20 protein-coding genes are annotated in these 19,513 nt (G+C 70.9%); 16 read left to right on the top strand and 4 right to left on the bottom strand.

The features are described 5' to 3' along the window. Positions 1 to 195: 195 nt before the first annotated feature. The 4 genes from NMN56_RS24035 to NMN56_RS24050 all read left to right on the top strand — a co-directional run bounded on the left by NMN56_RS24035 (position 196) and on the right by NMN56_RS24050 (position 3,304). The gene (locus NMN56_RS24035; protein ID WP_274041418.1) at positions 196 to 897 is read left to right on the top strand and encodes a hypothetical protein; all 702 of its coding nucleotides are present in this window, start codon (positions 196 to 198) and stop codon (positions 895 to 897) included. Continuing rightward, positions 894 to 1,499, top strand: coding sequence for a hypothetical protein (locus NMN56_RS24040; RefSeq protein WP_274041417.1), 606 nt, complete (start codon positions 894 to 896; stop codon positions 1,497 to 1,499). The genes NMN56_RS24035 and NMN56_RS24040 overlap by 4 nt, the downstream gene beginning before the upstream one ends. 333 nt (positions 1,500 to 1,832) lie before the next feature. Continuing rightward, positions 1,833 to 2,534 (top strand): ScbR family autoregulator-binding transcription factor, encoded by a 702-nt coding sequence (locus NMN56_RS24045; protein ID WP_280842700.1) that lies wholly within the window; start codon positions 1,833 to 1,835, stop codon positions 2,532 to 2,534. Next, the gene (locus NMN56_RS24050) at positions 2,531 to 3,304 is read left to right on the top strand and encodes a 4'-phosphopantetheinyl transferase family protein (RefSeq protein ID WP_274041415.1); all 774 of its coding nucleotides are present in this window, start codon (positions 2,531 to 2,533) and stop codon (positions 3,302 to 3,304) included. The genes NMN56_RS24045 and NMN56_RS24050 overlap by 4 nt, the downstream gene beginning before the upstream one ends. Here the strand turns inward: NMN56_RS24050 and NMN56_RS24055 are convergent. Next, complete coding sequence (locus NMN56_RS24055; RefSeq protein WP_274041413.1) at positions 3,234 to 3,893, bottom strand: ScbR family autoregulator-binding transcription factor; 660 nt, start codon at positions 3,891 to 3,893, stop codon at positions 3,234 to 3,236. The two genes, NMN56_RS24050 and NMN56_RS24055, sit on opposite strands and share 71 nt — an antisense overlap. A 99-nt stretch (positions 3,894 to 3,992) precedes the next feature. On the opposite strand from NMN56_RS24055, the gene NMN56_RS24060 reads away from it, so the two are divergent. Continuing rightward, positions 3,993 to 4,958 (top strand): ScbA/BarX family gamma-butyrolactone biosynthesis protein, encoded by a 966-nt coding sequence (locus NMN56_RS24060; protein WP_274041412.1) that lies wholly within the window; start codon positions 3,993 to 3,995, stop codon positions 4,956 to 4,958. 59 nt (positions 4,959 to 5,017) lie between these two features. Here NMN56_RS24060 and NMN56_RS24065 read toward each other — a convergent pair whose 3' ends face one another. Beyond that, positions 5,018 to 5,794: an SDR family NAD(P)-dependent oxidoreductase gene (locus NMN56_RS24065; RefSeq protein ID WP_274041411.1), complete on the bottom strand. Its 777-nt coding sequence runs from the start codon at positions 5,792 to 5,794 to the stop codon at positions 5,018 to 5,020. 220 nt (positions 5,795 to 6,014) lie between these two features. Between NMN56_RS24065 and NMN56_RS24070 the strand changes: the two genes are divergently transcribed. The 3 genes from NMN56_RS24070 (at position 6,015) to NMN56_RS24080 (ending at position 8,164) form a co-directional block, all read left to right on the top strand. Then, on the top strand, positions 6,015 to 6,785 hold the full coding sequence (locus NMN56_RS24070) for a response regulator transcription factor (protein ID WP_274041410.1): 771 nt from the start codon (positions 6,015 to 6,017) through the stop codon (positions 6,783 to 6,785). After that, positions 6,782 to 7,606 carry a hypothetical protein gene (locus NMN56_RS24075; RefSeq protein WP_274041409.1) on the top strand — a complete coding sequence of 275 codons (825 nt, stop codon included), beginning with the start codon at positions 6,782 to 6,784 and terminating at the stop codon, positions 7,604 to 7,606. Before NMN56_RS24070 ends, NMN56_RS24075 begins: the two co-directional genes overlap by 4 nt. Before the next feature lie 168 nt (positions 7,607 to 7,774). After that, complete coding sequence (locus NMN56_RS24080; protein ID WP_274041408.1) at positions 7,775 to 8,164, top strand: GtrA family protein; 390 nt, start codon at positions 7,775 to 7,777, stop codon at positions 8,162 to 8,164. Between the two features lie 37 nt (positions 8,165 to 8,201). Here NMN56_RS24080 and NMN56_RS24085 read toward each other — a convergent pair whose 3' ends face one another. Next, on the bottom strand, positions 8,202 to 9,362 hold the full coding sequence (locus tag NMN56_RS24085) for a glycosyltransferase family 2 protein (RefSeq protein ID WP_274041407.1): 1,161 nt from the start codon (positions 9,360 to 9,362) through the stop codon (positions 8,202 to 8,204). A 214-nt stretch (positions 9,363 to 9,576) separates the two neighbouring features. On the opposite strand from NMN56_RS24085, the gene NMN56_RS24090 reads away from it, so the two are divergent. Both NMN56_RS24090 and NMN56_RS24095 read left to right on the top strand, forming a co-directional pair. After that, positions 9,577 to 10,188: a class I SAM-dependent methyltransferase gene (locus tag NMN56_RS24090; protein ID WP_274041406.1), complete on the top strand. Its 612-nt coding sequence runs from the start codon at positions 9,577 to 9,579 to the stop codon at positions 10,186 to 10,188. Positions 10,189 to 10,314: 126 nt separating this feature from the next. Next, entirely contained in the window at positions 10,315 to 11,634 is a 1,320-nt protein-coding gene (locus NMN56_RS24095; RefSeq protein WP_274041405.1) for a glycosyltransferase 87 family protein, read from the top strand. An 85-nt stretch (positions 11,635 to 11,719) separates the two neighbouring features. Here NMN56_RS24095 and NMN56_RS24100 read toward each other — a convergent pair whose 3' ends face one another. Next, positions 11,720 to 12,427, bottom strand: a complete 708-nt coding sequence (locus NMN56_RS24100) for a response regulator transcription factor (RefSeq protein ID WP_274041404.1) — start codon at positions 12,425 to 12,427, stop codon at positions 11,720 to 11,722. A gap of 1,351 nt (positions 12,428 to 13,778) precedes the next feature. On the opposite strand from NMN56_RS24100, the gene NMN56_RS24105 reads away from it, so the two are divergent. The 6 genes from NMN56_RS24105 (at position 13,779) to NMN56_RS24130 (ending at position 19,484) form a co-directional block, all read left to right on the top strand. Further along, positions 13,779 to 15,248 (top strand): FAD-dependent monooxygenase, encoded by a 1,470-nt coding sequence (locus tag NMN56_RS24105; RefSeq protein ID WP_274041402.1) that lies wholly within the window; start codon positions 13,779 to 13,781, stop codon positions 15,246 to 15,248. A 161-nt stretch (positions 15,249 to 15,409) separates the two neighbouring features. After that, positions 15,410 to 15,733 carry a TcmI family type II polyketide cyclase gene (locus tag NMN56_RS24110; protein WP_274041401.1) on the top strand — a complete coding sequence of 108 codons (324 nt, stop codon included), beginning with the start codon at positions 15,410 to 15,412 and terminating at the stop codon, positions 15,731 to 15,733. Beyond that, entirely contained in the window at positions 15,730 to 17,019 is a 1,290-nt protein-coding gene (locus NMN56_RS24115; protein WP_430542694.1) for a beta-ketoacyl-[acyl-carrier-protein] synthase family protein, read from the top strand. Before NMN56_RS24110 ends, NMN56_RS24115 begins: the two co-directional genes overlap by 4 nt. Continuing rightward, the gene (locus NMN56_RS24120; RefSeq protein ID WP_274041399.1) at positions 17,016 to 18,233 is read left to right on the top strand and encodes a ketosynthase chain-length factor; all 1,218 of its coding nucleotides are present in this window, start codon (positions 17,016 to 17,018) and stop codon (positions 18,231 to 18,233) included. The genes NMN56_RS24115 and NMN56_RS24120 overlap by 4 nt, the downstream gene beginning before the upstream one ends. A 155-nt stretch (positions 18,234 to 18,388) precedes the next feature. Next, a complete protein-coding gene (locus NMN56_RS24125) occupies positions 18,389 to 18,655 on the top strand; it encodes an acyl carrier protein (protein WP_274041398.1) in 267 nt (88 codons plus the stop codon). 43 nt (positions 18,656 to 18,698) lie between these two features. Continuing rightward, a complete protein-coding gene (locus NMN56_RS24130; protein WP_274041397.1) occupies positions 18,699 to 19,484 on the top strand; it encodes an SDR family NAD(P)-dependent oxidoreductase in 786 nt (261 codons plus the stop codon). Positions 19,485 to 19,513: the final 29 nt, after the last annotated feature.

The raw sequence follows: 19,513 nt of genomic DNA on the forward strand, positions 1-19,513 counted from the left end.
CAGGCAGGTGAGGCCGGGCAGGCGGGCTAGGGCCGGTGCGTACGGACGCGTGGTGGGGCGGCACAATGTTCGAGCGAGGGTGGCTGGGGTCACGGACGGAACTACCCAGTCAGGGACAACTTCCCGGCCCCGCCGCGACCCGGCGGGACGGGGACAACGACAGCTGGGATCAGGCGGCTGGGATCGGGTCGGACGGTGCGGGCGAGAACTTACGGGCAGGCGCTGCGCGCCCTGGCCTGCGGGCTGATGGCCTGGCAGGTGTGGCTGGTCTTCCGCGTCAGCGCCTACGACGCCGTGATGATCGACTGGTCCTGTGACTCGCAGGGCTGCGGTTCCGACGACTTCGCCTCCGCTGCCCCGCTCCTCGGTGGCGCCTCGGTGCTGGCCCTCGGCTTTCTGGCGGCGCGCTTTCTGCACCGCGCGACCCCCGGGTGCGTCGTCGCGCTCGCCGCGCTGGCCAACGTTTCCGGTTGGCGCGAGGCGCTGGACGAGGGCCGCGCGGCCGAGGGCACCCGCGTCGACTGGCCTCTGCTGCTGCCCTTCGGGCGGCTCTCGGTCGCCCAGTGGCTGACGTCGCTGTGGGTGATCACCGCCGTTGCCGTGCTCTGCGCTGTGTGGGGCGCGGCCTTCAGCGTGCGCCGTACGGCGGCGGTGCTCCGTTACTTCCGCGGGCGCGCGACGGCGGAGGCCGAGCTGAGCGGCTGGCAGCGGACGGGGCGCGGGCGAGGCGCTGTGACCGTGAGGTTCGAGGACGGGCGCGGCGTCGCGTACGAGGTGCCCACCGTCGTCGAGATGGCCGCGCTCGGCCGTCCCGTGCTCGCCGTCTACGACGAGGCCCGCCCCGAGGATCCCGCGACCACGCGGGTGGCCATCCCCCGAAAGCGGTTCCCGCAGTGAGGCTGAGCGGAGGCGCCGTACTCGGCGCGTGTGTGATGGGCGTCGCGCTGGCGGCCCTCGTCCAGGGCGTCGCCGGGGGAGCACTGTGGTTGCTGGTCTTCGGGATCACGCTGCTGAGCGCCGTGCTGGCGGCGATCGGCAAGGCGGCCGAGATGGCGGCGAAGGGGTTCGCCGCCGGACTCAGATCGCCGGCGCGGCCCCGTGCCTACGCGCCCGCGCTGGTGAACGGCGCGAAGACCGTGCACAAGGAGACCGGGCGTGCGGTGGCGGACGGGCGTGCGCAGAAGAGAGTGTTCGTCTTCGACCTCACGGTGGTGCCCGACGACGGCGTACCCTTCCGCGCGAAGGTGGCGCACCCGCTCGACCTGCAAGGTCTGATGACGAGCAAGCGCGCCGTCGTGGAGTACGACCCCCGGCAGCGCTGGCGGGTCGTCCTGCCTGCCGACCCGCCCGAGGAGTGGCGGGCGCGCGCGGCCCGGCTGGCCTTCACCGGCCCGCCACCCGAACCCCTCGCCGCCCGCTTCCCGCCGGGCGCCCAGATCCTCGTGCTCGGTCTGCTGCTCGGCGCGCTGTTCGTCGTCGCCTCCCGCGCGGTCGTCTGAGCCGCACCGCATGCGGTCGGCCCACCGCATGCCGTCGGCCCGCCCCGCACATGGACGAGCCCGCGTCACACGCGGGCGGCCCCCGCGTCGCGTAAGGGCCGGGCCGCACCCCACCGCACCGCACACCCCACCGCGCATCGCATCGCGACGCGGAAAGCAACGCACCGCGCTGCAACCGCACCGCAGCCGCCGCCCTCAAGGCGTACGTCTGAGGGCGCCCCCTCCCTACATCCCAGGTACTGGACTGACGCGTGCTCATTGACGAACCGCTTGGTCGGTTTTTTAATGGGGCGTGCCGAGGGGGCGGGGGGCGATCGGCTGACGGACGGCATCGTGCAGGGACACCACCGGGACGGGTTGATGATGCAGGAGAGGTCCGAGCGGACACGGCGCAGGCTCGTCGAGGCGGCAGCCGAGATGATCGACCGCTTCGGTTATCCGCAGGCGAATCTCGGCGACATCAGCAGGGCGGCCGGCGTGACCAAGGGCGCGCTGTACTTCCACTTCCCGTCCAAGGCGGAGCTGGCGCTCGCCGTCCAGCAGCGCGGCTGCCGCCAGTTGGACGACATGATCACCGGGCTGTGCTGGCTGGAGCCCTCACCTCTGCAGAACCTGATCGACACGGCACACGCACTGGCGAACTGGCTGTGCCGCGACCGCGTCGTGCGCGCCAGTTTCCGGCTCGGGCGGGAACGTACGGCGGCTGAACCGGTGTTCGTGAACTACCACATGGTCTGCGTGACGACGACCTGGGCGCTGATGCGCAGGGCGTGCGCTGAACGGGCGCTGCGCGACGAGGTGCCGCCGAAGTCCATGGAGATGCTGCTCTCCGCCGCTCTCGCGGGCGTCGAGTCAGCGGCGCGGAGCGGGATGCCGTACGAGGAACTGGCCGAACGGCTGGCCGGGATGTGGGACCTGATCCTGCGCGCGCTCGCCCGTGAGGAGATCATCGGCACACTGCGGACCTCGGCGCCCGACGCGTGGGAGAAGGCCGTACCCTCCGCACCCGGACTCGGGTCCCGGCCGCAGCCGTGAGCGGGAACGGGTTTCTCGATGTGTGGCCGCTGGTGCTTCCGCCGCCCGAGCGGCTCGGCCAACTGCTGGGCACCGCGCGCCTCGACGCCTCCGCACTGGACGCGCGGGAGCGCGCGCGTGCCTCGTCCTTCAGCCGGCCAGGCGACGCCGCGCGCTACACCGCCGCTCATGTCGCGCTGCGCCGCATCCTGGGCGGGTACCTCGCTCTGGCGCCCGCGCGCGTGACCTTCTTCCGCGAGCCGTGCCCCGGCTGCGGTGAGCGGCACGGGCGGCCGGCCGTCGCGCACCGGGGTCCGCCGCTGCACTTCTCGCTCTCGCACAGCGGTGAAAGGGTGCTCGTCGCCGTCGCCTCGGAGACCGTCGGCGTGGACGTGCAGCGCAGGCCGGGACCCGGGACCGTCGAGATCTGCGCGCGCCTTCTCCACCCCGGGGAGCGCGCCGAGCTGGAAGCCTGCGAACTCCCCGCGCGCCGACGGGCGTTCGGCCGTATCTGGGCACGCAAGGAAGCCTTCCTCAAGGCTCTGGGCACGGGGCTGCGCCGTGATCCCGCGGCCGACTACCTCGGCGCCGACCCGGAGCGCCGGCCGGGCCCGTGGTCGGTCAGGGACATCGGCTGCGGCCCGGGACACGACGCGGCGGTGGCGTTCCCCGCCACGCTCGCGGCGCCGCGCACCGTCGTCCGGCTGTCCGAGGACGTGCTCACGACCGAGTGGCGGCGGCGTTCTTCCGTACCCATGTCCGGTGGAGCCGTTTCGCGCGGGCGACGGTGACCTCGATACGGGGCAGCAGCTCCGGCAGCGCTATCCCGGGCAGCATGATCCGGTGAAGCGCGGCCACGTCCTCGGTCAGCCGGGACCCCCTGTCGGGCATGCCCTCGCCCACGACGCGCGTACCGGTCCATCCGCACAGCAGGAGATAGGCGACCTCGCCGGGATCGAGTCCGGGCAGGGTCTCACCGTGCTCGCGCGCCTCCTGCAGCAGTCCGGTGGAGACCTGGAGCCAGTCGGGCCACCGGGTGCCGAAGCGGAACCGTGCCGAGCGGTCCGTTGACAGGCGCAGTGCGGCGCTCAGGACAGGTTCCCGGGGGAGCCTGTGGGCCAACAGAAGCCCTATGTCCACGAGTTCCTGCAGCTTGAGTTCCTGAGGCGGGACGCCCTCCGTCGTCACCGCCTTCTCCAGAATGGCCTGGGCCAGGGCTTCCTTCGAGGGGAAGTGGAAGTACAGCGCTCCCTTGGTCACCTCCGAGCGGTCGAGGATCTCGGCGATGCTCGCGCTGTCGAAACCCTTCTCGTCGAAGATCTCCGCAGCACTGCTCAGGATCAACTGGCGTGTGAGCAGGGCGCGTTGCTGCTGTGCCACGGAAACTCCTGTGTCCTATGAAAAGAAACCGGCGAGCCGGTATTCTACTGCGCGCTCGGCACCAGAGGACCTCGCTTCACCACTGGGAAGGGAACAGCGATGCAGTCCACGGCAGTTCGGCACCAGGTCCCCATGAAGTACGTCCACCTCAGCAGGGAAGAGTCCGTGCTGTTGACCGGCTGGCGCATGAAGGACGCGCACCACGCCGTCGTCGGCGCACAGTGGCAGAAGGTCCCCCGTGACCCGGGAAGGGACCTGCGGCTCCTCGCCCAGACCATCAGACAGAGCGGCCTGTTGATAACCCATGCGGAACGCGCGGTACCCCTTGACTGGCACACCGTCATGAACGCGTTGGACATCACGTTGCCCGGCCGGCTCCCGAAACGTACCGACGGGCCCACACCGCTGCGCGTGGAGATCGCGTGCAAGGAGAAGGGGCCCCGCGCTCTTCAGACGCGTTACGCGATCTTCCAGGGCGGGGACGGCGTCGGGGACATGGGCCAGGACATGGACGGGGACATGGGCAGGGACGGCTTCAGCGGTGCCGGCGAAGCTGTCACCGGCGGAGACGAGAGCCCGCTCTTCCTCGCCGAGGCGGAGCTGGGCTGGATCTCACCCGGTGGGTACGAGCGGCTGCGTGGTGCCAGGTTCGGTGACAAGAGGATGCCCGCACCGCCGGTCCCCGTCTCCCCGGCGCTCGTGGACCGTACGCACGAACGCGAGGTCGTCCTCAGCCCGTCGCCGGTGGAGGGCCGCTGGCGGCTGCGCGTCGACCCGGCCAACAGGATGCTCTACGACCACCCTGTCGACCACGCGCCGGGCCTGTCCCTGATGGAGGCGGCGCAACAGGCGGCGCACGCGCTCTTCGCTCCGGGCGCCTTCCGGCTCGCCACCGTCAGCAGCGAGTACCACCTGTATGTCAACCACGACGAGCCGTGCTGGATCGACGCCGCCGTGACCTCCACCTCGGGCGCCGCCACGACGGTGCTGGTCACCGGGGAACAGGGCGGCAAGGTGAACTGCCGCTTCACCCTCACGGGAACGGTGGACAAGGAGCGGGCCTAGGCGGGGAGAAGGCTCCGGACGGCGGAGGCCACGGGCCCCTGGAGGGGGCCCGCGGGCTCTCAGCGGCTCATGACGCCGCCGTCGACGGGGACGACCGCACCGGTCACGAAGGAACTCTGGGGACTCAGCAGCCACGCTGCGGCCTCCGCCACCTCAGCGGGGTCGGCGGTGCGCCCCTGTGGTGTCATGGCGCACACGGCGTCCTCCAGGCCGGGGTTGCTGCCGAACCACTCCTCCGTGATCTCGGTGCGCGTCGCTCCCGGGTTGATGACGTTGACGCGGATTCCGTGCGCCGCGTACTCGTCGGCTGCGGCGCGCGTCAGCCCGACCACCGCGTGCTTGGAGGCCACGTACGCCGCGGAGGCGGGGATCGACCGTTGCCCCGCGACGCTGCCCGTATTGACGATCGCGCCCCCACCGCCGGCCAGCATGGCCGGGATCTCGGCGCGCAGGCAGTTCCACAGCCCCCGCAGGTTCGTGCCCACGATCCCCTCGTAGACCTCGTCGCCCGTCTCGTGCAGCGGCGTCCTGGAGCCGCCGACCCCCGCGTTGTTGAAGGCGCCGTCGAGCCTGCCGTACCGCGCGAGCGCCACATCCACGGCGGCGCGTGCGTCGTCCGGTTGCGTCACGTCCCCGACGGAGTACGAAGCCGCTGCACCCTCCTGCCTCAACTCCCGTACCAGTTGCGCGAGTCGGTCCTCCCTGCGGGCCATCAGGACGACGCTGGCACCCTCCCGTGCGAACACGCGTGCCGCCGCCGCTCCGATACCGCTGCTGGCTCCGGTGACCAGGACGGTCAGCTCCGTGAGCCGCGCCCCGATAGGTGTAGTGACCATGCCAAGCAGCGTATAACTGTTTCCTCTTCCCGACGGGCATGACAGAGAAATGTCAGATCCGCGTGAGGCGCCTCAACCTTGGTGCTATTTCCTGGATTTCCGTGTCAGCTCTCGGTGAGGCTGGAGCAGCGCACTCGAACGAGGAAGCGGCGCACTCGCACCACAGATGCGGGGCGACCGCGCGGCCCCCCACAAAGGACCCGACTCACAGGAGGAGCAGGTGCCCGAGACCATAACGGCGGCGCAGCGGCACACGCCGATGGCTGTGCCCGTACCCGACATCCGTGGCTGGGACATGACCCCCGTCCCTTCCAGAGCGGGCCCCTCCTGGCACGTACTGATCGTCGAGAGCGATCCGCGCAGCTCCGAGTCCGTGCTCAACAGCCTGCGCCGCTACGGCCACACGGCCTTCTGCGTGGACACGGGACACGCGGCGCTGCGCCGGCACGCGCAGGCCGACGTCATCCTGCTCGACCTCGATCTGCCCGACATGGACGGGCTGGAGCTGTGCCGCACCATACGGGCGACGAGCGACAGCCCGCTCCTCGCGGTCACACCCCGCCGCAGTGAACTCGACTGCGTACTGGGGCTTCAGGCCGGAGCGGATGATTTCCTGGTGAAACCGTATGGATTCCGGGAACTTCTCGCGCGTATGGAAGCCGTCATGCGCCGCACCAGGACCACCCCTTCGGCGAGTGCCACCCTTCTCACCTACGGGCCATTGAGCATCGACCCCGGAACGCGTTCCGTGCTTCTGCACGGGCACGAAATCCCGCTCACCAGAAAGGAATTCGACCTGCTGCATCTGCTCGCGGCCCAACCGCACCAGGTGCTGCCGCGCCGTCAGATACTCCAGCACGTGTGGCACGACACGGACCTGCGGCGCAGCCGCACCATCGACACGCACGTCAACAGCCTCCGCAAGAAGCTGGGCTCCCACAGCTGGGTCATCACCATCCGCGGCGTCGGCTACCGGCTCGGTTCCCTGTGAGCGCCCGTGGCGAAGTCCCGCCTGCGCTGTGCGGCGGCGACGCCTGCCGCCGCGCCACCAGAGCCCGGCGCCCGGCGCCAGGGCTGCGGCTGTGCCCCGGATGCCTGCGCGCCCTGAGCGCCGACATCACCGCGCTCGCGCACCTCCACGAGGAGTGCGCACACGTGCTCGACGGCGGCGGGCTCCCCGAGGGCGTACGGGAGAGGATCACTGGTGGGGGCGGTGCCCCCGGCATCCCGTTCAACGCGGCGGCGGCAGACGTACGGCGCGACATCGCCGCGCTGCTCGGTTCCTGGAGCGCGCTGGTCTGCGACGAGCGCGGCCTCACGGCCCCGCGCGCCACACCGGCGGCCCGCGCCGCTCAACTCCTGGCCCACGTCGAGTGGTTGGCGGCCCACCCGGCGGCAGCAGACCTGAGCGAGGAGACCGCGCGCCTGAAGTCCAGGGCCCGCCGCACGGCACACCCCGGCGCGGCGCGGCGCACCGTCACGCTCGGCGCCTGCGTCGAACCCGGCTGTCCCGGCACGCTCACCGCGCGCCTGCACACCTCAGCCGACCCCGGCGACCAGGTGAGGTGCACGGCCGATCCCGCACATGTCTGGCCCGCCGCACAGTGGACCCGGCTCTCGGACCGTATGGGGGGCGGGGGCACGGAGCGCAGGGCGCGCTGGCTGACGGCCGCGCAGATCGCCACCCTGTTCGCCACTCCCACGGGCTCGGTCTACCGGCTCGCCTCCGAGGGCGCCTGGCGCCGCCGCAAGCGCGCCGGCCGCACCTACTACCTGGAGGACGACGTCCGCGTGAGCCTCTCAGCGCGCTGACCGCGAGGCCCGCGCCGTCCCCTTTCCCTCTTTCCCTTTCCTCTTTCAGCTTTCCGCCGCCGCTCCTCCCGCGCGCGTCCGCTCGTCGTCCCGCCGTCTTCACCAAAGGGTGTGATCTGTCGTGTTCAAGGCCGGAACCACCGTCGCCGTGGCCGCAGCCGGGCCGTCATGACGCTGACGCGACAGGTGGTCTCGTTCTCGGTCATCGGGGTGTGCTCGGGAGCGCTCACCCTCGTCATCTATGTGATGGCGCGCGACTGGTGGTCGCCCGTCGTCGCGAACCTGGTGGCGCTCACCGCCGCGACCCTCTTCAACACCGAGGCGAACCGCCGTCTCACCTTCGGCACCCCCCGCAGGCGCGGGCTCGCCCATGTGCAGAGCGCGGTGCTCTTCGCCGCCCACTACGCGCTGACGTCCTGCGCGCTGCTCGGCCTCGGCGTCCTCGTGCCCGCACCGTCGCGCACCCTGGAGCTGACGGTGCTGCTGACGGCGACGCTCGTGGGGACGGTGGGACGCTTCCTGCTGCTGCGCGGCTGGGTGTTCAAGAAGGCCGCGTAGCACCGTGGTAAGGGGTGCGGGACGCCGTGCGCACCGGCTAGCGGCGGTCCATGACGATGTAGAGCGGCCGGTTCTTGACTTCGGCGTAGATACGGGAGACATAGGCGCCGAGCATGCCGACGGTCGCCAGCTGGGCGCCGGAGACCAGCAGCAGTACGGCCAGGTTGGACGTCCAGCCGAGCGGCAGCGAAGCGGTGGTGAGCCGCGCGACCACGATGACGCACAGCAGCGCCATGCCGAGCGCGGAACTGAGCAGGCCGAGGAGCGAGGAGATACGCAGCGGCACGCTGGAGAAGGCGAGCAGCCCGTCGGTGGCCAGCCGGAACAGCCGGCGCACGGTGTACTGGGACTCGCCCGAGGGGCGTGCCGGACGGTCGTAGGCGATGCTCGTCTGCCGGAAACCCGACCAGCTGCGCAGCCCGCGCAGAAAGCGGCTGCGCTCCGGCATGGCGCACAGCGTGTCCACCACCTTGCGGTCCAGCAGGGAGAACTCGCCGCTGTCCAACGGCACGTCCATCTCCGCGAGATACCGGAAGCAGCGGTAGAAGACGGAGTAGCACGCGCGCTTGACCACCCCTTCCTTTCTGTTCCGCCTGACCGTGCAGACGGCGTCGTTGCCGGCCCGCCATTGCCGCACCATCTCGGCGATCAGCTCAGGAGGGTCCTGGAGGTCGGCGTCCATGATGACGACGGCGGAGCCGCGCGAGGCGTCGAGGCCGGCCGAAATGGCCGCCTGCTGACCGAAGTTGCGGGACAGCCGCAGCAGCCGCACGGCGGCGGGGTGAGCCTCGGCGAGGCCGTAGAGGAGTTCGGCCGAACCGTCGGAACTCCCGTCGTCCACGAAGACGATCTCGAAGGTGCCCAGCTTCGCCAGCTCGGCACGGAGCCTGGCGCACAGCTCGCCCAGGGTGGTCGCGTTGTTGAAGACCGGTACGACGACCGACAGGAGAGGAGCCCCGGCCTCCTCCGGGGCGTGGTGACCGCGCTCCTGGACGCCGTTGCGCACGGCACCCTCGCGCAGTACGCGTATGATTTCCGGCCCCGGAATTCCCGACAATTGCTCGGCTGTGCTCAGATCGCTGAGTCCCAGTGCGTAGTTGCCGATGACGAGTGAGCGCCGCAGTGCGTCCGGAGACTCCAGACGCGGCTCCATGATTCCGGCCACGTCGTTTTCCGCATTCTCCTGGATTGGGTTCACGCGGCCACCGTAACAGCCCATACGGCGGCACAGAGCGACTTGTTGGCGACCGCAGAACGATTTGACGGAGGTCTCACAGTCGAACCCTTCCCTGAGAAACCTGCCGAAGAATTGACAGAGGCTCTGTTGACTGCGTCGAGACGGAATAAGGAAAGTGAGGACCGCCAACTGCGCGTCCCTGGAAGAAAAAACGGAAACGAAAAAGGGAAGGTCCATGAACACACTGAAGGCGCTCCGCGGCGCCCTCTCGCTGCCGCGTGTCTACGTACTGTTCCAGCGGGCGGTCTGGGGCCGCGCGGAAAGGGAACTGGTGCGGCGCCACATCCAGCCCAGCGAAGGGCTGCGGGTGCTCGACATCGGCTGTGGCCCCGCCGACATCCTGCGCCTGATGCCCCGGGTGACCTATGTCGGGTTCGACCACAGCGCACGCTACGTCGACTGGGCGCGGCGCAGGTTCGGGAACCGCGGCGAGTTCCGGCTCGCCGACGTGGACTCCTCGCCGTCGTTCGAGGCGGCGGCCTACGACGTCGTGCTGGCCAAAGGCGTGCTGCACCACGTCGACGACCCCGAGGCCGAGCGCCTGTTCAGGATCGCGCACGGTGCTCTGCGGCCCGGCGGACGCCTGATCACCACGGACGGCTGCCACCACCCGGACCAGCCGGCGCTGCACAGGAAGGTCACCTCGATGGACAGGGGCCAGTTCATCCGCACGCCGGACGCCTACCGGCGGCTGGGGGAGCCCTACTTCTCACAGGCGAGCGTCCACCTGCGCGACGACCTGCTGCGCATCCCGTACAGCGTGGCCATCGGGGTCTACACCCGCTGAGGCCCGCCACTGTCCACCCGCATTTCACCGCCGGCTCACCGCCAGTTCGCCGCCATTTCGCCGCCATCCGCTGACAGCGGCCGGCCCCCTCCACATCCGCGTACACCCCGGACCGGAAGGAATCCGATGGGCGAGACCCGGAGCACCGAAACCACCGCACGGACGGGAGAGGGGGAGGTGGAGGAGCCGCGCGCGGGGCCCGTGCTGCCGTGGCGAGCCGTCGGGGTCACGGCGGCCGTCCTGGTGGCCCTCGCCGTGCGGTTCCTGTTCCTTCCCTACAAGTCGGGCGACTACGTCGACTACGTGCACCCCTGGATCGACTTCATCGACCAGCACGGGGGTCTGCGCGCACTGAAATACAAGTTCTCCAACTACAACGTGCCCTATCTGTATGTGCTCGCCTGCGTGAACCAGCTTCCGGTCTCCCCGCTCGTCGGCATCAAACTGGTTTCCTGCGTCTGCGAGGCGTTCACCGCACTCTTCGCCTACCGGATCATCCGCATGCGGCACCCCTCAGGGCCGCTCCCCCTCATCGGCGCACTCCTCGTCGCTCTTCTCCCCACCGTCATACTGAACGGATCGGCGTGGGGACAGGCCGAGTCGCTGTACGCGGTCTTCGTGCTCGGCGGGCTCCATTACCTGCTGCGCCGTCAGAACTGGCTCGGCTGCGCCTTCTTCGGAATAGCGCTCGCCGTCAAACTCCAGGCGGTGTTCGTCTTCCCCGCGCTGCTGCTCCTCGTTCTGCTGAAACGCGTCCCTCTGCGGACGCTGTCGGCGATACCGGGGGCCTATCTGCTCCTTTCGCTGCCGGCCCTGGCGGTCGGCGCGAGCCCGCGCGATGTGTTTCTCATCTATCTCGACCAGGCGTCGTACAGCGACAGTTTCAGCGTGACGGCTCCGAGCGTCCATCAGTTCTTCGACCCGGTCACCTCAGGCACGGCGCGGGGGCTGTGGACCCTGCTGACGCTCGCGGCCGTGGTGACCGTGCTGGCCGTACTCACGGCACGCCGTACCCGGCCGACCGACCAACTCGCCCTCGTAGCGGGACTGTTCTTCGCGCTGCTCGTCCCCTTCCTGCTGCCGGGGATGCACGAGCGCTACTTCTACCTGGCCGATGTGCTGTCCGTCGTGGTGCTCTTCCGGCTTCCCTGGGGCCCGTGGTCCGCCGTTCCCGTCCTGGTGCAGTGCGCCTCGTTCTTCTCCTACCTCCCGTTCCTGCTGATGCCGTACCGGGCACGCGACGCGCTGAACGACCCGTCCGTCGCTGACCGTTACGGCTACATCGAGCCGATCACCGCCGTCAAGGAGGCGGTCGGCAGGTCGCCGGGGCTGCTCGACAGGATGCTGGAGCCGGTGATCGACTTCCGGGTCCTCGCCCTTGTGATGTTCCTGGCCGTTCTCGGCGCGCTCGCCGCACTGCGCGGCGTCGCGTCCAGGGGGCGCTGACGCCGCCGGTCGCCGCGCCCGGCGCGGCTCCGGCCCGCGAGTCACCGAGTCACACCGCGCCCCGGCCCACGGGCCGGGGCCGTGCTCACTCGCCGCACAGGGTGAAGGGCAGCGGGCCCGGCCGCGCCGCCCGCTGCTCCGGGGCCGCGCCGCGCAGCCCGGGGCGCGGCGGCAGTACCCCGCCCGTCGCCCGTGCCGGGCCCGTGAGGCCGACGGCCTTGGCCAGGATGCCGGCGGCCAGTGCGCGCGTGACCGCGTCCAGCCGTGACACGGCCCCCAACTTCTGGAACACGCTGTGCAGATGGCGCTTGACGGTGCCGATGCTGACCCCCAGTTCGCTGGCGATCTGGCGGTTCGTCATGGAGACGGCGGTGTAGCGCAGGACCTGCAGCTCGCGCCCCGTGAGCGCGGCGGGCCCTGATACGGCCGGGGGGCGTGCCGGGGTGCGCAGAATGGCCAGCAGGAGTTGTCTTCTGCCCCCGTCGCAGGGCAGGAATCCGTCGACGCCCGCGCGGGCCAGTTCCTCGCGGGCCGTGCCCTCGCCGTCCACCATGGCGAGGATGCGGGTGGCGGGGGCGGCGCCGCGCAGGGCACGCGCGGTGGACGCCAGCTTCTGCGAGGAGCCCATCAGCAGGAACAGGTCGGGCATGAGCCCCGCGACCGTGTGCGCCGTGGCCTCCTCGGCCGGCATGTAACCCATCGCCGCGATGTCCGAGTGGGCCTCCAGCAGTCCGATGACAGCGTCGGCCAAGAGAGCGTTGTCGCTGACGACAACCGTGCGAACGGGAAGCATCGAGAACCTTCCGTACAACAGGTGCTGGTGAGGGGGGAGGGCGGCAGGGTGTGCCCGCCCGCGGCGAGGACGGTTCGCGCAGTGAGCAGCTCGCCTCGCACGGGTCCTTCGGGGCCGCAGGCGGTCGATCCTCCGGCTCTCCGGACTTCGGAGCGCATGGTCGTCGAGTGGTAACGGGAAGGGTGTGGCCCACCGGTTGTCCCTGATCGGAGGCCCCTGATCGGTGGTGGACGCACCGGTGATGGATGCACCGGTGGTCGGTGATCGGCGACCTGTGACCGGCGACCTGTGACCCGTGACCGGCGAACCGGTGACGGGTAGCCAGTGGCGAGAGGGCCCGGGGGCACCCCGGAGGTGGTCGCGGCCGGGAAGCGTGTCTCCTGGCGGCCGGCGCCGCGTCACACGCGCACGGGCTGCTGCCCGGCTCTCACCAGGGAGGCGGAGCTTGGCTGCGTACTCCTCCCGTGCACGTGTCGGCCCGCTGCCGGGCGGTGCACGCGCCGCGCCCGGCTTGGCGCCTGGCGTCGTGGGCCGTGCAGCGTGGGGTGAGGTGGCTGGGCGCCTCGGCATTCCTGCCCCGCGTCCTGCGCCCCGCGGCGGCGCGTGCGAGCCCGGCCGCAAGTTCGGTGACGAACATACCGACGAGGGCGGGGGTTTCGGGGAGCGGTGGTGTGCTGGCCTCTTCCATAGGACTCGTTTTCCTTCCGTGGGACGACGGTCGGGGAGTGCGGTACGGGGACCAAGCCGGGGACGGAGTGGGACGGGCGGGCCCGGGTCGGGGCCCGTGCCCGTGCCGGTTGGCTGAACGGTCAAATACAAGTCAGGAGCATGCCAAGAAATGGTCGCGTGTCCCCCGTCGCCGTTCGAACTCGGTACGTACTGCGTGGCTATGGCATCGGTATCTACGACGGCTGAGAATACCGTCCATATGGTTTGTTTCAAGGGGGACTTGAGCCGCCTTCGGCACCTGGCGAAGGTCGCCGCAGGTCCGCGGGGTGACACCCCGTGCCAACTGACCCGACGTTGCCACCGGTCCCGTGGAAATGAACCAACAGCCGCCGAGCCAGCGTGAGTTGACGCGCCGGTGACATTCGCCTGACACCCGTATGCCGTCCCTGACGCGGCGCGTCAGCACTTGACCGTTACCTGAGAGGGGAGGTCTTGGAATGCGGCGGCCCGCCGAAGAAGCTGATGACTAGCTTCCGATGTGGTGTCTTCACCACTCGGCCGGCACGCGGCCCGGCCGCCCGGCGTGTACGCACCGCCGTGGTCCCCGGCCGCTCCGCCCGCCTCGGCCCGCCGCATTCCGGCGCGTGACAGGCGCGGCTTCCCCGATGCCAAGGAGAGGAACATGGACGCTGCTGTCATCGTCATTGGAGCAGGCCCCGCCGGACTGACGCTCGCGGGAGAGCTGCGGCTCGCGGGCGTCGGTGTCATCGTGCTGGAACGGCTCGCGGAGCGCACGGGCGAGTCGCGGGGCCTCGGTTTCACCGCGCGCACCATGGAGGTCTTCGACCAGCGGGGCCTGCTCTCGCGGTTCGGAGACGTGGACATCGACACCCGCGGTCACTTCGGCGGGCTCCCCGTGGACTTCGGGGTGCTCGAAGGGGCGCACCAGGCAGCCAAGACCGTCCCCCAGTCGGCCACCGAGGCCGTGCTGGAGGGATGGGCGCGCGAACTGGGCGCCGACATCCGGCGCGGTCACGAGGTCTTCGACCTCACCCAGGACGCCGGACACATTCAGGTCACCGTCCGCACGCCGCACGGCGTCGAGACGCTCACCGGCAGCTACCTGGTGGGCTGTGACGGCGGTCGCAGCATGGTGCGCAAGCGCTGCGGCTTCGACTTCCCCGGCACGGCGGCCAGCATGGAGATGTTCCTCGCCGACGTGAAGGGCGTCAGCCTCCAGCCCCGCATGATCGGCGAGACCCTCCCCGGCGGCATGGTCATGGTCGGCCCGCTCCCCGGAGGCGTCACCCGGCTCATCGTGTGCGAGCGGGGCACCCCGCCGCAGCGCAGGGAGGCGCCGCCGAGCTGGGAGGAGGTGGCCACCGCCTGGAAGAGGCTGACGGGCGACGACATCTCGCACGCGGAACCCGTGTGGCTCTCCTCGTTCGGTGACGCGACCCGGCAGGTCACCGAGTACAGGCGAGGGCGCGTCCTGCTGGCCGGTGACGCGGCGCACATCCATCTCCCGGCGGGCGGCCAGGGGATGAACACCAGCATCCAGGACGCCGTCAACCTCGGCTGGAAGCTCGCCTCCGTGGTGCACGGCAGGGCCTCCGAAGCGCTGCTCGACACCTACCACCAGGAGCGGCACCCGGTGGGCGAACGGCTGCTGATGAACACGCGGGCCCAGGGGATGCTGTTCCTCTCCGGGCCCGAGGTGCAGCCGCTGCGCGACGTGGTCACCGAACTCATCGGCTACGAGGACGTCAGCCGCCACCTGGCCGGCATGGTCAGCGGCCTGGAGATCCGCTACGACCTGGAGGGCGGCGGCCACCCGCTGCTCGGGCTGCGCATGCCGGGCGTACGGCTGACCGGGGCCACCCGGCACGCCACGGCTGCCGAGGCGCTGCGCAGCGGCCGGGGTGTGCTGTTCGACCTCGACGACAACCCCGTACTGCGCCGCAGGGCCGAACCGTGGAGCGACCGCGTCGACATCGTCACCGCCAGGCCCGAACTCCCCGGCGAGAGCGCCGCTTTGCGGGACACGGCAGCCGTGCTGGTACGCCCCGACGGACATGTCGCCTGGGCCGCGCCCGGCACCCACAGGGACCTGCCGAGCTGCCTGAACCGCTGGTTCGGGCCCGGCCGCTGAACCCGCGGCCGGCCGCCGGGTCAGCTCCCGGTTCCGCCCCCCGGTTCCGCCCCCTGTTTCCGCACCCCCGTCCCGCACCCCTGCCCCGTACCCACCGTCCCGCACCCCTGGCCCGTCACAGGGCGCGCGGCGCGGGCCCGTACCCGAGAGGACGACCGAGCATGCACAGCACCCTGATCGTGGCGCGGATGCGGCCGGCGGACGCCGAGAGCGTCGCCGGTCTCTTCGACGCCTTCGACCGCACCGAGATGCCCCAGCTGATGGGCACCAGGCGGCGCCAGCTCTTCTCCTACCGAGGGCTGTACTTCCATCTCCAGGACTTCGACGACGCGGAGGGCGGACAGCGCATCGAGGACGCCAAGAGCGATCCCCGTTTCGTGCGGATCAGCGACGACCTGAAGCCGTTCATCGAGGCGTACGACCCGGCCACCTGGCGCTCGCCCGCCGACGCCATGGCGCGGCGCTTCTACACCTGGGGGGAATGACCGTGGCGGGAAGACGAGTCGCCCTCACGGGCATCGGCGTGCTGGCGCCCGGTGGGATCGGAAGCAAACGCTTCTGGGACCTGCTCGCCGACGGCCGCACGGCCACCCGGCGCATCACCTTCTTCGACCCCACGCCCTTCAGGTCCCAGGTCGCCGCGCAGATCGACTTCGACCCGGCGGAACACGGGCTCGGCCCCCAGGACGTGCGCCGCATGGACCGCGCGGCCCAACTCGCCGTCGTCGCGGCCCGCGAGGCGCTGGAGGACAGCGGCATCGGCGTCGGCAGCGGGCCGGGGTCGGCCGATCCGCACCGTACGGGCGTCACCGTCGGCAGCGCCGTCGGCGCGACCATGGGCCTGGACCAGGAGTACCGCGTCGTGAGCGACGGGGGGACCCTCGAACTCGTCGATCACACCTACGCCGTGCCGCACCTCTACGGCTACCTCGTGCCCTCTTCGTTCGCCGCCGAGGTCGCCTGGGCTGCCGGTGCCGAGGGGCCGGCGACGGTGGTCTCCACGGGCTGCACCTCCGGTATCGACGCCGTCGGCCACGCGGCCGAGGTCATCAGGGAGGGCTCGGCCGACGTGATGGTCGCCGGTGCGACGGACGCGCCGATCTCGCCGATCACCATGGCCTGCTTCGACGCGATCAAGGCCACCACCCCGCGCCGTGACGAGCCCGAGTGCGCCTCGCGGCCCTTCGACGGCACCCGCAACGGCTTCGTCCTGGGGGAGGGTTCGGCCTTCTTCGTCCTGGAGGAGCTGGACTCGGCCAGGCGGCGCGGCGCGCATGTCTACGCCGAACTCGCCGGATACGCGACCCGCAGCAACGCCTACCACATGACGGGGCTGCGTCCCGATGGCGCCGAGATGGCCGAGGCGATCCGCAGCGCGCTCGGCCAGGCCCGTACGGCGGCCGACCGTATCGACTACGTCAACGCGCACGGCTCCGGCACCAAGCAGAACGACAGGCACGAGACGGCCGCCTTCAAGAAGAGCCTGGGCGCTCACGCGTACGACGTCCCCGTCAGCTCCATCAAGTCGATGGTCGGGCACTCGCTCGGCGCCATCGGTTCCATCGAGATCGCCGCCTGCGCCCTGGCCATGGAGCACCACGTGATCCCGCCCACCGCGAATCTGCGCACTCCCGATCCGGAATGCGACCTGGACTACGTTCCGCTGACCGCGCGGGAGCGGCGCACCGACACCGTGCTGACGGTGGGGAGCGGCTTCGGCGGCTTCCAGAGCGCCATGGTCCTCGCCCGTCCCGACAGGGACGCCGAGTGAGGTCCGCCGCGGTCATCACGGGAATCGGCGTCATGGCCCCCAACGGCCTGGGAACCAGGGACTTCTGGGACGCCACACGCGTCGGCAGGAGCGGTATCGGCCGGGTCACCCGCTTCGATCCCACTCCGTACCCGACCAGGCTGGCGGGCGAGGTGCCCGGGTTCACCGCGGCCGACCACCTGCCCAGCAGGCTGCTGCCGCAGACCGACCACATGACGCGGATGGCGCTCGTGGCTGCCGACTGGGCGCTCCAGGACGCGGGGGTCGATCCCGGGGAACTGCCCGCCTTCGACATGGGAGTGGTGACGGCCAGCGCCGCCGGTGGCTTCGAGTTCGGCCAGAACGAGCTGCGCAAGCTGTGGAGCAGGGGCAGCCAGCACGTGAGCGCCTACCAGTCCTTCGCCTGGTTCTACGCCGTCAACAGCGGCCAGATCTCCATCCGCCATGGGCTCAAGGGCCCCAGCGGCGTCGTCGTCAGCGACCAGGCCGGCGGCCTCGACGCGCTCGGCCAGGCACGGCGCCAGATACGCAACGGCACCCCGCTGGTCATCTCGGGTGCCGTGGACTCGGCCATCTGCCCCTGGGGCTGGGTCGCCCAGCTCGCCGGTGGCCGGCTCAGCGAGGGCGAGGACCCCGGGACCGCCTACGTGCCGTTCGACGCGCGCGCCGCGGGACATGTACCCGGCGAGGGCGGCGCCATCCTCGTGCTGGAGGACGCCGCGGCGGCACGGGCCAGGGGCGTGCGCGGATACGGCGAACTGACCGGGTACGCGGCCACGTTCGACCCCAGGCCCGGCAGCGGACGCGAGAGCGGGCTGCGCCGGGCCGTCGAACTCGCCCTCGCCGACGCGGGCGCCGTGCCCCGGGAGATCGATGTCGTCTTCGCCGACGGAGCCGCGCTGCCCGAGCACGACCGCGCGGAGGCCGAGGCGCTCAACACCGTCTTCGGCACCGGCAGGGTCCCGGTCACCGTGCCCAAGACCATGACCGGACGGCTCTACTCCGGCGCCGCGCCCCTGGACGTGGCCACCGCGCTGCTCGCCGCCGCCGAGGGGCTCGTACCGCCCACGGTCCACACCGAGCCCGACCCCAGGTTCGGGCTCGACCTGGTGACGGAGCAGGCCCGTACGGCCGAGATCAGGACGGCGCTCGTCCTCGCGCGGGGCGCGGGCGGCTTCAACTCGGCCGCCGTGCTGCGCGTACCGGCGAAGTGAGGCGCCGGGCCCCGGCCGGTTCCGGCCGTGCCCTGCCCTCGTGCCCCCGTTCCGCACCGCCCTCCCGTCTCCCGGGACCTTCCACTGCTCACTTTCCGCACGCCGGTGGATGCCTCCCGTACCCGCAGTCACCTTCCGTACCAGAGGAGAAGCACATGCCCGCACAGGAGTTCACGCTGTCCGACCTGAAGAAGATCCTGCACGAGTCCGCCGGGACAGGTGAGGGCGTCGACCTGGACGCCGACATCCTCGACACCGGCTTCGAGGAACTGGGCTACGAGTCCCTCGCCCTGCTGGAGACCGGCGGGCGCATCGAACGGGACTGGGGCATCACGCTCGACGACACGGCGCTGACGGACGCCGCGACGCCCCGCGCCCTCATCGAGACCGTCAACCGTCACCTGGCCTCGGCCGCGGTGTGAACGCGCCCCGAGCGACACCACCACCTGACCTGAAGGAGCAGGCATGAGCGCGCACAACCAGTCCCTCGCCCTGATCACGGGCGCCACCAGCGGCATCGGCCTGGCCACGGCCCAACTGCTGGGCGAGCGCGGCCACACCGTGTTCATCGGGGCGCGCGGCGCCGAGAACGTCGCCAGTACCGTCAAGAAGCTCCGCGAGGACGGGATACAGGCCGACGGCACCGTGCTGGACGTCCGCGACGACGCCGCCGTCGCCTCGTTCGTACGGACCGCCGTCGACCGTTACGGCAGCGTGGACGTTCTGGTCAACAACGCGGGCCGCAGCGGGGGAGGCGTGACGGCCGACGTGCCCGACGCGCTGTGGCACGACGTGATCGACACCAACCTCCACGGTGTCTTCCGCACCACCCGCGAGGCCCTGAACACCGGCCGTATGCGCCACAAGAGCCGTGGACGCATCATCAACATCGCCTCCACAGCGGGGAAGCAGGGCGTCGTACTGGGCGCCCCGTACTCCGCCTCCAAGCACGCCGTCGTCGGCTTCACCAAGGCGCTCGGCAACGAACTCGCCCCCACCGGGGTCACCGTCAACGCCGTCTGCCCCGGGTACGTCGAGACCCCCATGGCCCAGCGCGTGCGCGCGGGATACGCGGAGGCGTACGACGCCACCGAGGACGAGATCCTCACCCGCTTCCAGGCGAAGATCCCGCTCGGCCGCTACTCCACACCGCAAGAGGTCGCGGGCCTCGTCGGCTACCTCGTCACCGACGCGGCTGCCTCCATCACCGCGCAGGCACTGAACGTCTGCGGCGGCCTCGGCAACTTCTGACCGGCCCGCCGACACCTTCTGACCGGCTC

Origin of the sequence: Streptomyces iconiensis (assembly GCF_028657195.3) — a bacterium.
GTDB lineage: Bacteria > Actinomycetota > Actinomycetes > Streptomycetales > Streptomycetaceae > Streptomyces > Streptomyces iconiensis.

Bases quoted from the DNA above. Each gene is read 5' to 3' on its own strand.
- NMN56_RS24060 (WP_274041412.1), top strand. From the start codon at position 3,993: ATGCAGTCCACGGCAGTTCGGCACCAGGTCCCCATGAAGTACGTCCAC.
- NMN56_RS24065 (WP_274041411.1), bottom strand. From the start codon at position 5,794: ATGGTCACTACACCTATCGGGGCGCGGCTCACGGAGCTGACCGTCCTG.
- NMN56_RS24080 (WP_274041408.1), top strand. From the start codon at position 7,775: ATGACGCTGACGCGACAGGTGGTCTCGTTCTCGGTCATCGGGGTGTGC.
- NMN56_RS24090 (WP_274041406.1), top strand. From the start codon at position 9,577: ATGAACACACTGAAGGCGCTCCGCGGCGCCCTCTCGCTGCCGCGTGTC.
- NMN56_RS24095 (WP_274041405.1), top strand. From the start codon at position 10,315: ATGGGCGAGACCCGGAGCACCGAAACCACCGCACGGACGGGAGAGGGG.
- NMN56_RS24100 (WP_274041404.1), bottom strand. From the start codon at position 12,427: ATGCTTCCCGTTCGCACGGTTGTCGTCAGCGACAACGCTCTCTTGGCC.
- NMN56_RS24105 (WP_274041402.1), top strand. From the start codon at position 13,779: ATGGACGCTGCTGTCATCGTCATTGGAGCAGGCCCCGCCGGACTGACG.
- NMN56_RS24110 (WP_274041401.1), top strand. From the start codon at position 15,410: ATGCACAGCACCCTGATCGTGGCGCGGATGCGGCCGGCGGACGCCGAG.
- NMN56_RS24115 (WP_430542694.1), top strand. From the start codon at position 15,730: ATGACCGTGGCGGGAAGACGAGTCGCCCTCACGGGCATCGGCGTGCTG.
- NMN56_RS24125 (WP_274041398.1), top strand. From the start codon at position 18,389: ATGCCCGCACAGGAGTTCACGCTGTCCGACCTGAAGAAGATCCTGCAC.
- NMN56_RS24130 (WP_274041397.1), top strand. From the start codon at position 18,699: ATGAGCGCGCACAACCAGTCCCTCGCCCTGATCACGGGCGCCACCAGC.